Source organism: Pseudogracilibacillus sp. SO30301A, assembly GCF_037072025.1.
Lineage (GTDB): Bacteria > Bacillota > Bacilli > Bacillales > Amphibacillaceae > Pseudogracilibacillus.
Map to the genome: position 1 here is coordinate 61,192 of NZ_JAXHDD010000009.1, position 12,528 is coordinate 73,719.

At 36.7% G+C, this 12,528-nt stretch carries 11 protein-coding genes; all 11 read left to right on the forward strand.

Annotation, left to right across the window (positions count from 1 at the left end):
- Positions 1 to 165: 165 nt before the first annotated feature.
- The 11 genes from SPD89_RS06920 (at position 166) to SPD89_RS06970 (ending at position 12,495) form a co-directional block, all read left to right on the forward strand.
- Entirely contained in the window at positions 166 to 1,776 is a 1,611-nt protein-coding gene (locus SPD89_RS06920) for a CTP synthase (RefSeq protein ID WP_336261227.1), read from the forward strand.
- A 579-nt stretch (positions 1,777 to 2,355) separates the two neighbouring features.
- Positions 2,356 to 3,219, forward strand: a complete 864-nt coding sequence (fba, locus tag SPD89_RS06925) for a class II fructose-1,6-bisphosphate aldolase (protein WP_336261228.1) — start codon at positions 2,356 to 2,358, stop codon at positions 3,217 to 3,219.
- Positions 3,220 to 3,264: 45 nt separating this feature from the next.
- Complete coding sequence (gene fsa, locus SPD89_RS06930) at positions 3,265 to 3,915, forward strand: fructose-6-phosphate aldolase (RefSeq protein ID WP_336261229.1); 651 nt, start codon at positions 3,265 to 3,267, stop codon at positions 3,913 to 3,915.
- Between the two features lie 225 nt (positions 3,916 to 4,140).
- Positions 4,141 to 5,433, forward strand: a complete 1,293-nt coding sequence (locus SPD89_RS06935; RefSeq protein WP_336261230.1) for a UDP-N-acetylglucosamine 1-carboxyvinyltransferase — start codon at positions 4,141 to 4,143, stop codon at positions 5,431 to 5,433.
- A gap of 34 nt (positions 5,434 to 5,467) precedes the next feature.
- Positions 5,468 to 6,433: a class II fructose-bisphosphatase gene (glpX, locus tag SPD89_RS06940; RefSeq protein ID WP_336261231.1), complete on the forward strand. Its 966-nt coding sequence runs from the start codon at positions 5,468 to 5,470 to the stop codon at positions 6,431 to 6,433.
- Positions 6,434 to 6,754: 321 nt separating this feature from the next.
- Complete coding sequence (rho, locus tag SPD89_RS06945; protein ID WP_336261232.1) at positions 6,755 to 8,035, forward strand: transcription termination factor Rho; 1,281 nt, start codon at positions 6,755 to 6,757, stop codon at positions 8,033 to 8,035.
- A 136-nt stretch (positions 8,036 to 8,171) separates the two neighbouring features.
- Positions 8,172 to 8,417, forward strand: a complete 246-nt coding sequence (locus SPD89_RS06950; protein WP_336261233.1) for a type B 50S ribosomal protein L31 — start codon at positions 8,172 to 8,174, stop codon at positions 8,415 to 8,417.
- A gap of 927 nt (positions 8,418 to 9,344) precedes the next feature.
- On the forward strand, positions 9,345 to 10,415 hold the full coding sequence (gene prfA, locus SPD89_RS06955; protein WP_336261234.1) for a peptide chain release factor 1: 1,071 nt from the start codon (positions 9,345 to 9,347) through the stop codon (positions 10,413 to 10,415).
- Between the two features lie 2 nt (positions 10,416 to 10,417).
- Positions 10,418 to 11,284: a peptide chain release factor N(5)-glutamine methyltransferase gene (prmC, locus tag SPD89_RS06960; protein ID WP_336261235.1), complete on the forward strand. Its 867-nt coding sequence runs from the start codon at positions 10,418 to 10,420 to the stop codon at positions 11,282 to 11,284.
- A 68-nt stretch (positions 11,285 to 11,352) separates the two neighbouring features.
- A complete protein-coding gene (gene spoIIR, locus SPD89_RS06965; RefSeq protein ID WP_336261236.1) occupies positions 11,353 to 12,030 on the forward strand; it encodes a stage II sporulation protein R in 678 nt (225 codons plus the stop codon).
- 36 nt (positions 12,031 to 12,066) lie between these two features.
- Positions 12,067 to 12,495 carry a hypothetical protein gene (locus SPD89_RS06970; protein WP_336261237.1) on the forward strand — a complete coding sequence of 143 codons (429 nt, stop codon included), beginning with the start codon at positions 12,067 to 12,069 and terminating at the stop codon, positions 12,493 to 12,495.
- Positions 12,496 to 12,528 lie beyond the last annotated feature (33 nt).

Here is a 12,528-nt window from a genome sequence, read left to right on the forward strand (position 1 = left end):
CATTAAATAATATATTACATTGAGTATATCTTGACATTTACCAGTATAATGAGTAAAATTTTTATTGGGCTATACAAGAAAAAAGAACTCGTCAAATGCGTTTCCCCTGATTGGGAAACGCATTTATTATTTTACACATGAATGAAAGGGAAAGAGGGTACAAAATTGACAAAGTATATTTTTGTAACTGGTGGGGTTGTTTCATCTTTAGGAAAAGGGATTACTTCAGCATCATTAGGTAGATTGCTGAAAAACCGTGGACTAAAAGTAACACTGCAAAAATTTGACCCATATTTGAACGTCGATCCAGGAACAATGAGTCCCTACCAGCATGGGGAAGTATTCGTAACGGAAGATGGAGCGGAAACAGATTTAGACCTAGGTCACTATGAGCGATTTATTGATATTAATTTAAATAAATTTAGTAATATTACGACAGGAAAAGTATATTCAAGTGTTATCCGTAAAGAACGTGATGGGGAATATAAAGGAGCTACCGTTCAAGTTATTCCTCATATTACGAATGAAATAAAAGATCAAGTATATAAAGCAGGTAAAGCAACAGAAGCCGATGTTGTAATTACCGAAATTGGTGGGACTGTAGGGGATATTGAATCCTTACCATATTTAGAAGCCATCAGACAGATTAAGAGCGATATTGGCCGTGATCAGGTCATGTATATTCATTGTACACTCGTACCTTATATTAAAGCAGCTGGTGAGATTAAGACGAAACCAACACAGCATAGTGTAAAAGAGTTACGTTCTCTTGGAATACAACCAGATGCTATTGTACTACGTTCCGAATTTGCAATAAGTGAAGAAACAAAAGAAAAAATCGCCTTATTTTGTGATACGAGAAAAGAAGCTGTAGTTGAGATGGTGGATACGGATATACTTTATCAAGTACCAATTGCTCTACAAGAACAGAATTTAGATGATTTAGTATGCAGTCATTTAGGATTAGTTCCAAAAGAAGCAGATATGACAGAGTGGAAAGAACTTATTCGCAAAGTTAGAAATTTATCACGAACGGTTGAAATTGGTCTAGTCGGGAAATATGTAGAATTACCGGACGCTTATTTATCGCTAATAGAGTCACTAAAACATGCCGGATATATATATGATACCGATATTTGTGTACATTGGATTAATTCTGAAACATTAGATAAGGAAACGATACATGAAGAACTATCAAATGTAGATGGCATTGTTGTACCTGGTGGCTTTGGTACAAGAGGAATTGATGGTAAGATAGAAGCGATACAATATGCGCGTGAAAATAATGTTCCTTTTTTAGGGGTCTGTTTAGGAATGCAGCTAGCCGCTGTTGAATTTGCTCGCAATGTAATTGGATTAGAGGAAGCTCATTCTGTAGAGATTAACCCAAACACACCGTATCCTATTGTAAAGCTAATTGAAAAACAAAAAAATAATAACGAAATGAGTAATGGATTAAGATTAGGTTCTAAACAAGTTATACTTTTAGATAATACAAAAATAAAAGAAGCATATAATGGAGCAGATAGTGTTGGTGAAAGACATCGCCATCGTTATGAGATTAATGCTGAATACCGTGAACAGTTTGAATCTAACGGTCTCATCATTTCCGCTGTTGGTGAAAAAGCAGAATTCATTAAAGCAATTGAACTAAAAGATCATCCATGGTTTGTTGCATGTCAATACCATCCGGAATTTAAATCAAGACCGACTAAAGCACATCCATTATTGGAAGGATTTATTGATGCAGTGGTTGAAGGGAAATATAATAAATAACATTTGTTTTATTTATTTAAATTGATCATAAACAAGTGAATGGATAGTTGATAAAATTATTTGTTGTTTTGACACAAGATCCATAAACTGCGCAGTTAAATACGCAGTTGATTTTCGCTCCGGGCAGTACGCGCATCCTTAGGGCACGGCGGTCTGCCACTGAAGCAGAAAACCACTGTTTCTGAGTTTCAGACACGTGCTTTTCCCTCAGGAGTCGACTGCCCTCCACTACAATCAACTAGATCGATGACAGAACATTTATCATCCACTGCACCGGCGGAGGAAATACATGGAAACTCCTGCGGAAGGAAAGGCCTAGGTGAGACAACAAAAGTCGCGCAGCAAGGAAGGCTCATCAGCCGCCTGCGGAAAGAGGAATGTATTTCTGTAGCGGTAGTAAATTACGGTCCGAATTAACTGCACAGTTTTCTGCAACAATGAAGATGATAAAACAACAAAACTTTCGAAAGTAGCTAATAAGTGTAAACTACAAGTTGCACCTTGATAATGGACTTGGTATTCTTATGATATGCTTATAATTGAAATTGTCTAAAAACAAAATTAAAGGAGCTGTTCAATATGTCATTAGTTTCGATGAAGGAAATGCTTAATATCGCCAAAGAAAAACAGTATGCAGTAGGTCAATTTAATATTAATAACCTTGAATATACGCAAGGAATCCTTCAAGCTGCCGAGGAAGAAAAGTCACCTGTAATTCTTGGTGTATCTGAAGGTGCCGCAAGATATATGGGTGGATTTAAATTGGTAGTAGTAATGGTAAAAGCGTTAATGGAAGAATATAAAACTACGGTTCCTGTAGCAATACATTTAGACCATGGTTCAAGCTTTGAAAAGTGTGCAAAAGCAATTCATGCTGGATTCACTTCAGTTATGATTGACGGCTCTCATCTACCGCTAGAGGAAAATATTGCTTTAACTAAAAAAGTCGTTGAACTTGCCCATATCCATGGCGTTTCCGTTGAAGCAGAGCTAGGACGTATTGGGGGACAAGAGGACGATCTAGTTGTTGATGATGCAGAAGCAATGTATGCAATTCCTTCCGAATGTGACCAACTAGTTAAAGAAACAAATGTAGATTGTTTCGCCCCAGCACTTGGTTCTGTTCACGGACCGTATAAAGGTGAGCCTAATTTAGGTTTTGATCGTATGGAAGAAGTAATGAAGTTAACGGGTGTTCCGCTCGTATTACACGGCGGTACTGGAATACCATTAAAAGATATCCAACGTGCTATTTCATTAGGTACTGCTAAAATTAATGTAAATACCGAGAATCAAATTATGCAAACAAAGAAAATTCGTGAAGTATTAGCTGAAGATCCAGATGTTTACGATCCAAGAAAATATATGGGTCCAGGGCGTGAAGCAATAAAAGAAACAGTTATTGGTAAAATGCGTGAGTTCGGATCTACGGGGAAAGCATAAACATTTGATAAATGATTTATCTCATTTGAAGGGAGTTGTTATATTATGAAATTTTTTATAGACACTGCAAACATTGACGAAATTCGTGCTGCACATGAATTAGGAGTTTTGGATGGAGTAACAACCAATCCTACTCTTGTTGCAAAAGAGGGTGTATCGTTTCATGACCGTTTACGTGAGATCACTAACGTTGTAACGGATAAATCTGTAAGTGCTGAAGTGATTTCAGAAGATGCAGCAGGGATGATCAAAGAAGGAAAAGAACTTGCTGCTATTGCTCCAAATATTACGGTTAAAATTCCAATGACGTTAGAAGGATTAAAAGCGGTAAAAGCTTTAAGTGATCTAGAAATTGAAACGAATGTGACGCTTATTTTTAATGCGAACCAAGCGCTACTTGCTGCGAGAGCAGGCGCCACGTATGTTTCTCCGTTTTTAGGACGATTAGATGATATAGGTCATAATGGAATGGAGTTAATTGCAACAATTTCAGAAATTTTTACGAACCATCAAATTAATTCAGAGATTATTGCAGCATCTATTAGACATCCTTTACATGTTACAGAAGCGGCTTTAAACGGTGCACATATCGCCACAATTCCTTATAAAGTATTAGCACAATTAGTGAAACATCCGTTAACAGACAAAGGCATTGAACAATTTTTAGCAGACTGGAATCAAGCAAAAGACCTTTAATGTTGTGTTAGAAACTTGGCAGATAAGAAACCAGCATGGCGGGCAGGGGCATGTCGCCACCATCTATCATGAAAATGTTTTCATACAAAAGTATAAAACGTTCTTGACTCGCATAAGTGCAACTAAGGCTTTCGCCAAGACTTGGCGATAAGCCAAGTTTTCTAACCTTTATTTTGTAATGAACATCAATCGTTTGGCTTTTTAGTGAAAAAGTGAGGGTTATAAATGGAAAAAATAATCGTTGAAGGTGGCCGGGTTTTACAAGGGACTGTTAGAGTTAATGGCGCTAAAAATAGTGCTGTAGCATTACTTCCTGCTTCTATATTAGCTGATTCAACAGTTACCATAGATGGGTTACCTAATATTTCTGATGTAGAAACTCTTAATATGATTTTAGAGGATATTGGTGCGAAAATAACGAAGGATTCTAATCAAAAGTTACATATTGATCCGTCGGCTATTGTTTCTATACCACTTCCGAATGGAAAAGTTAAAAAGCTACGTGCCTCTTATTACTTTATGGGAGCAATGTTAGGCAAATTTAAACGAGCAGCCATAGGATTACCCGGCGGCTGTTATCTTGGCCCAAGGCCAATCGATCAGCACATTAAAGGATTTGAAGCTCTCGGTGCTAAAGTAAAAAATGAAAAAGGGGCTATTTACTTACAAGCTGAAGAACTGACAGGAGCAAGAATTTATTTAGACGTTGTAAGTGTCGGGGCAACGATAAATATTATGCTGGCTGCAGTCCTAGCTAATGGGAAGACGACGATTGAAAATGCTGCAAAAGAACCTGAAATTATTGATGTGGCAACGTTACTTACGAATATGGGTGCTAAAATTAAAGGGGTCGGGACAGATATAATCCGAATTGAAGGTGTTGAAAAATTACACGGTTGTAATCATACAATAATTCCTGATCGTATCGAGGCTGGTACGTATACAATTTTGGCAGCTGCTCAAGGGAAAGAAGTAGTTATCGATAATGTCATTCCAGAACATTTAGAGTCTTTGCTTGCTAAGCTAAGAGAAATGGGTGTATCGATAGAGCAAAGTGATGAACAATTATTGGTAACTACTAAACCATCCCTGGCTAGTGTAGATATTAAAACATTGGTTTATCCTGGTTTCCCTACAGATCTCCAGCAGCCATTCACCTCACTTTTAACAAAAGCAGAAGGTACAAGTATTGTTACGGATACAATTTATTCAGCCAGGCTAAAACATATTGATGAGTTAAGACGTATGAATGCAAAAATTAAAGTAGAAGGCGGCTCAGCAATTATTACAGGTCCTTCTACATTGGAAGGCGCTCGAGTAAAAGTCTCTGACCTTAGAGCAGGAGCCGCACTAGTTATAGCAGGTTTAATGGCAAATGGAATTACAGAAATAACTGGTATTGAACATATTGAACGAGGGTACGAGAATATGATTGAAAAATTAGTAAATCTTGGTGCGTCTATTCGTCGGGAACAAATGAGTGAAGCGGAACTAGAACAGTTAAAATCTATTAAATAATTTAATTCGCTAAATTTATAAGGGAGTTGTAACGATGGAAAGAAGTTTAACAATGGAATTGGTTCGTGTCACTGAAGCAGCAGCTTTATCTTCAGCTAGATGGATGGGAAGAGGGCAGGAGAATGAGGCAGACGATGCTGCAACAAGTGCAATGCGTACAGTTTTTGACACAATTCCAATGCGTGGAACAGTTGTGATCGGTGAAGGAGAAATGGACGAAGCCCCAATGCTTTATATTGGAGAGAAATTGGGTACGGGTGAAGGGCCATTAGTCGATGTAGCAGTAGATCCTTTAGAAGGTACAAGTATTGTTGCTAGAGGATCATGGAACGCTCTGTCTGTTATTGCAATTGCAGATGGTGGTAATTTACTACATGCACCTGACATGTACATGAAAAAAATAGCTGTTGGACCTGAATCTGTAGGGAAGATAGATATAAACGCACCGACAATTGATAATTTACGAGCTGTTGCAAAAGCAAAAAATAAAGATATTGAAGATGTTGTCGCAGTCGTTTTACATCGACCACGTCATGAAAAGTTAGTAGAAGAAATTCGAAAATCTGGTGCAAGAATTAAATTAATTCAAGATGGTGACGTTGCAGGAGCCATGAATACTGCATTTGATAAAACTGGTGTTGATGTATTATTTGGAATCGGTGGTGCTCCAGAAGGTGTGCTTTCAGCAGTTGCTTTAAAATGTCTTGGTGGAGAAATCCAAGGGAGACTAATGCCATCAAACGATCAGCAAATTGAAAGATGTAAAAAAATGGGCATACCTGATATCGATCGTGTTTATTATATGGATGATTTCTGTTCAGGAAATGACGCAATATTTGCAGCAACAGGTGTTACAGATGGTGAACTACTAAAAGGTGTGCAGTATAAGGGGCAAATAGCAACTACCGATACAGTTGTTATGAGAGCAAAAAGTGGTACAATCCGCTTTATATCCGGACAACATAGTTTAAAGAAGAAACCAAACCTAGTAATGGAATGATAACTTTTTTTGCGCCAGGATAAAGTAGAGTTGAATATAAGATAAATAACATGTATGATATATCTACTAAATATTTTTGTGTAATCCGTTTTAAAATGAACGAACTTGCTCTGAATATATTAAAGGATGAACATGCACACATAAAATAATCTCCATTCGACTCCTCTTTTCTAAACGCATGTGCTGCGTTATTCTATTAAAAATTTCTATATCTCTCAAAGAATAAATAAAACTTTTCTAACGATTTTATAATGATATAACTCGACTTCGTTCAAATAACAAAACGTACCTGAAAAAATTAAGAATAGGTGTGGTGATGAAGTGTCCGAAATAACAATTTCTCACTTAGAAGACTTAACGCTAAAAGAATTATATACGTTAGCTCGACAATATAAAGTTTCATATTATGCAAAGTTAACAAAAAAGGAATTAATATTTGCTATTTTAAAAGCCCAAGCTGAAAAAGATGGTTATTTGTTTATGGATGGAATATTAGAAGTCATTCCATCTGAAGGCTTTGGATTTTTACGTCCGATTAATTACTCCCCGAGTGCGGAAGATATCTATATATCTGCCTCACAGATCCGCCGCTTTGATTTAAGAAACGGTGATAAAGTTTCTGGAAAGGTAAGACCTCCAAAAGAAAATGAGCGCTATTACGGCTTACTTCATGTAGACGCTGTAAATGATGATGACCCGGAGACTGCTAAAGAGCGAGTTCATTTTCCAGCACTGACTGCTTTATATCCTGACAGATGTATGAAATTAGAAACAAAAGCCCATAATTTATCCACAAGATTAATGGATTTAATGACTCCGGTCGGCTTTGGACAACGTGGATTGATTGTAGCGCCGCCAAAGGCTGGAAAAACAATGTTGTTAAAAGAAATTGCAAACAGTATTTCTACCAATCAACCAGAAGCAAAATTAATAATTTTACTTGTAGATGAACGACCGGAAGAAGTAACAGACATCGAACGGTTTGTACATCCAGATGTGGATGTAGTCAGTTCTACATTCGATGAAGTTCCAGAGAGCCATATAAAAGTCTCCGAACTTGTGCTTGAAAGAGCGATGCGTCTAGTGGAACATAAAAGAGATGTTATAGTTCTTATGGATAGTATTACAAGGCTTGCCAGAGCATATAACTTAGTTATCCCGCCAAGTGGAAGAACGTTGTCAGGTGGGATTGATCCAGCTGCCTTTCACCGTCCAAAAAGATTCTTTGGCGCAGCTAGAAATATTGAAGAAGGTGGAAGCTTAACGATTTTGGCAACGGCTCTTATTGATACAGGTTCACGTATGGATGATGTAATTTACGAAGAGTTTAAAGGCACTGGAAATATGGAACTGCATTTAGACCGCAGTTTAGCAGAAAGAAGAATATTTCCATCCATTGACATTTTACGTTCTGGTACGAGAAAAGAAGAGTTACTCGTTTCTAAGGATCATTTAGAAAAAATGTGGATGATTCGTAAAACGATGCAGGATTCTCATGACTTTACAGAACGCTTCTTAAGAAGATTAAAGAACACAAAAAATAATGACGAATTCTTTCAAATGCTAGATGAAGAAATTAAAAATAAACGATCACAACGTTAAATGAAATTCTTATTTTAGATTTTTCTCTTTCTTGCATTCAACGTTTTATGCTGTTATAATAACAAGATGTGAGGTAAGATATCGTATATAATTTTATTGTTTTAGTAATACTTTCAATGTAAAAGAGGTGGAAGACATGAAAAAGGAAATTCATCCTAAATATCAAAAAGTTATTTTTCTTGATACGGGATCAAATTATAAATTTTTAAGTGGTTCAACAAGAACTTCGGATGAGAAAATGCAATGGGAAGATGGCAACGAATACCCAGTCATCCGTGTTGAAATCAGTTCAGATACACATCCTTTCTATACAGGTAAACAAAAAGCAGACAGAGTTGGTGGACGTGTAGACCGATTCAAGAGAAAATACAATATGAAGTAAAAATGATAACAGAAAACAGGCAGGATTCTTGCCTGTTTTTTATTCGATAAAATTAGTTTCAGAGTAGCGAAGTAGTGTATACTATAGTAAACATAAATTTGTAATATATTTACTTAAGTATTGTCACTTTTAAATTATGTGGTTGATGAATATGTGCAGTAAATTCGTTTAGTAATTAACCTACCGCTACGGAAATACACTACGCTTTCACCACAGGCATAAGAGCGACATCTGGGACTGCACAAGGTTTGTCCCATCAAATACACCTGTTCAAGTTGCGCTATCGCTGCTTTCGCAGTGTCTCCTTTACTGTTGGGCGGCTGCCTTAGCCCACTTGTGCTATGCGTCTTTAGCCGAGACCTGCCTTCCCACAGGAGTCTCTGTGTATTTCCTTCGCTGGGATAGATTTGTTGGACAAAAGGAAATTCTTTAATTTGTGAATTCAAACTAGCGTAGGCAGAATACGAAGACTCCTACGGGAAGAGCAAACGGTTTTCGATGGGACGAACGATAGTGGCAGTCCCACGTGTCTGAAGACCCCGCAGCGCAGCGATAATTTAATGATGGCCGACTAAAAGTGTCCTTTGTGGACAACGTCGCATCCCCCTTGTCGGGGCAAGAAGGCTGTAAGCCGTGCCCGCGGAAAGCGTAGTATTCTGCCGAAGCGGTTTTCATTACAAATTTAGGTTAAAAGTGATCAAGCACTAAGTCTATATACCGTTTTCGATAAATTAATTTCAACTACTCAACAGTTTAAGGTTTTAGTGGCAAATTGAAGGATGGGCGATATGATCTTTTTTTAGCAGTAAGAATGTATAAATCCTTTCTTGACTCGCATAAGTGCAAGAGGCATTTGCGGTTAAGGCGTGGCGAATACCAAGTTTTCTAAGAAAAAAGCTATATTTTATGATGAATGAGGTGATACTTGTGCTAGAGCGATTACAATCATTGGAAGACCGCTATAATAAATTAAATGAGCTTTTAAGTGATCCTGAAGTTATTAGTGATCCAAATAAATTACGAGAATATTCGAAGGAACAGTCTGATTTAGAAGAAGCAGTAGTTGCATTTCGAGAATATAAAAATACAGTAAGTGAATTAAAAGACGCAAAAGAAATGATGCAAGATGATCTTGATACCGATATGTTAGAAATGGTAAGAATGGAAATAGAAGCGTTAACTGAAAAAAATGAACAATTGGAAGAACAATTAAAAATTCTTTTATTGCCAAAAGATCCAAATGATGATAAAAACGTAATCATGGAAATTAGAGCGGCAGCTGGTGGGGATGAGGCAGCATTATTTGCCGGGGATCTGTACCGGATGTATAGCCGTTATGCTGAAGCGAACGGTTGGAAAACAGAAGTGATTGAAGCTCACACAACTGGTGTTGGTGGATTTAAAGAAATAATTTTTATGATTCATGGTAATGGTGCATTTTCTAAATTAAAGTTTGAAAATGGAGCTCATCGCGTCCAGCGTGTTCCAGAGACAGAAGCAAGCGGTAGGGTTCATACGTCTACAGCAACTGTTGCTGTTTTGCCAGAGGCAGAAGATGTAGAAATCGAATTAAATGAAAGTGATATTCGGGTAGATCGATTTGCTTCGAGTGGTCCCGGTGGACAGAGTGTAAACACGACGATGTCTGCTGTAAGATTAACACACCTCCCTACAGGAATCGTTGTTTCTTGTCAGGATGAAAAATCACAAATTAAAAATAAAGAAAAAGCGATGAAAGTACTTAGAGCTAGACTCTATGATAAATATCAACAAGAAGCTCAAGCGGAATATGATGAATCAAGAAAATCTGCCGTTGGAACTGGCGATCGTTCTGAACGAATTAGAACATATAATTTTCCACAAAATAGAGTAACGGATCACAGAATTGGTCTTACGATTCAAAAATTAGATCAAATTTTAGCTGGAAAATTAGACGAGTTTATAGAAGCTTTACTTTTAGATGACCAAACGAAAAAGCTGGAACATATAGGTGAATAAAAATGAATGTAAAGAAACAATATGAAGTCCTTGAATGGGCTTTTTCTTTTTTAAGAAACCATAATAGAGAAGAAAAAGTTGCAGAAATTTTATTACAGCATCATTTAAAAATGTCTAGAGCAGCTTTTTTTGCCAATATGAGAGAGGATATTTCAACAGCAATTGTTGAGCAATTTGCATCTGATATAAAAAAGCATGCGTTAACAGGAGTACCTGTTCAACATCTAACGGGATACGAATTGTTTTATGGGAGAAAATATATAGTAAATGAGCATGTACTAATTCCCCGATTTGAAACGGAGGAACTTGTTGAACATGTCATATCATTAGTGAATAAATATTATCAGGGTCGTCAATTGTTTATAGCAGACATTGGAACTGGTAGTGGTGTTATTGCTATTACATTAGCGTTAGAACTTCCTAATGTAACAGTTTATGCTACTGATATTTCAGAAAAAGCGCTTAAGGTTGCAAAAAAGAATGCTAACGTTCATCATGCTTCTGTCCAGTTTTTGAAAGGGGACTTTTTACAACCGGTTATTGACTCATCAGTAAATCCCCAGATAATTATATCTAATCCGCCTTATATTAGTGTAGAAGAACGTGATTCGTTAGCAGATACAGTGGGAGAATTCGACCCGGATTTAGCTCTGTTTGCCGATAATAACGGACTGGCTGCCTATAAAAAGATAATAACACAACTAAAAGAAATTCCACCTACCGAATCTCGAAGAATATGTTTTGAAATTGGTTATACACAGTCTTTAGCAATTACTAATATGTTAAAACTTGCTTTTGAGGCGGCCAGTGTAAAAACAATTAAAGATATGAATGGATTAGATCGGATTATTTCAGCACATATAAATTAAATTTCCTTGTTTATAATGAATTGATTTTGCCCATACTGTAAATAACTTTTATGGTGGGGGATAATAAGATGAAAAAGGAAATACTATTTATTATATTCATAGTTTTAACAGGATGTAGTACGGAACCGAACGGAGGAAGTAATATTAACTCTGAAAGCACTTTTCAAACTATTCCGGATGATGCCATTCGCTTGCGGATACTCGCTAACAGTGACTCGGAACAGGATCAGTATATAAAGCGGCTCGTACGGGATGAGGTAAATGAATTTATTACAGACTTAGTAGAAGAAATTGATAATATTGAAGAGGCAAGAGAGTTAATTGCTGACAATGTACAGAATATACGACATATCGTCCAGGAAACGTTAAGTAAATTGGAGGTTTCTGATTCGTTTACTGTTGAATACAGTTCCAATGTAACTTTTCCAATGAAAGTTTATGATAATTTTGTATACCCAGCTGGGGAGTACGAAGCGGTTTTAATCTCAATCGGTGAAGGGAAAGGTTCAAATTGGTGGTGTGTTCTATTTCCACCCTTATGTTTTTTAGACTTTTCGAATGGATCAACAGTTGCAGAAGCAAGCGAAGATAAAGAAGAGACAATTGAAGAAGACACTTCATTGGTGGAAAGTGATGATGACAGCATTTCAGAGGATGACCTGGAAGACCTTGATGATATTGAAAACACTGCCGATGACGAAGTGGAAGTAAAATTTTTTCTATTTGAATGGCTTGGTTTATCATAATTCCAATTAATAAAACATAAGGTAGTAGAAGAAAAAATGAGTAATAGAGGTGGAAGAATGAATATCATTGAAGCTTCTGAAGTAACAAAAGAACGCCTGGAACAATTTTTAGAGAACAATAATCAAATCGATATTAGTTCTTTATTAAGTACAGGTTACGTTGTAGAATATGGTGATAAAATTATAGGTTGCTTTGAGTTAGCCCCAATAGAAAATGGTGCTTATTGGCTGAAACAATTATACATTATTCGAAATGAAGCAGTAAAATTACCTGTATTATTGGAATTTATATTGGTTTTTGCAAAACAAAAGAAAGCAAAAGTCGTCTATGCTCACAGTGAACAACCTGTAACAGACTTATTACTTGAGTCTCTTAGTTTTTCATTACAGACGAGCCAATCTCTTAAATTGCAACAAGCTGTTAAACGCAAAGGTCACTGGTGGTCTTATAAATATGCAAATTAAATATATGGTGAAATTGGTCTACTAAAAAAGCTT

Coding starts and splice junctions, on each gene's coding strand:
- fba (WP_336261228.1), top strand. CDS start 2,356: ATGTCATTAGTTTCGATGAAGGAAATGCTTAATATCGCCAAAGAAAAA.
- fsa (WP_336261229.1), top strand. CDS start 3,265: ATGAAATTTTTTATAGACACTGCAAACATTGACGAAATTCGTGCTGCA.
- SPD89_RS06935 (WP_336261230.1), top strand. CDS start 4,141: ATGGAAAAAATAATCGTTGAAGGTGGCCGGGTTTTACAAGGGACTGTT.
- glpX (WP_336261231.1), top strand. CDS start 5,468: ATGGAAAGAAGTTTAACAATGGAATTGGTTCGTGTCACTGAAGCAGCA.
- SPD89_RS06950 (WP_336261233.1), top strand. CDS start 8,172: ATGAAAAAGGAAATTCATCCTAAATATCAAAAAGTTATTTTTCTTGAT.
- prmC (WP_336261235.1), top strand. CDS start 10,418: ATGAATGTAAAGAAACAATATGAAGTCCTTGAATGGGCTTTTTCTTTT.
- spoIIR (WP_336261236.1), top strand. CDS start 11,353: ATGAAAAAGGAAATACTATTTATTATATTCATAGTTTTAACAGGATGT.
- SPD89_RS06970 (WP_336261237.1), top strand. CDS start 12,067: ATGAGTAATAGAGGTGGAAGAATGAATATCATTGAAGCTTCTGAAGTA.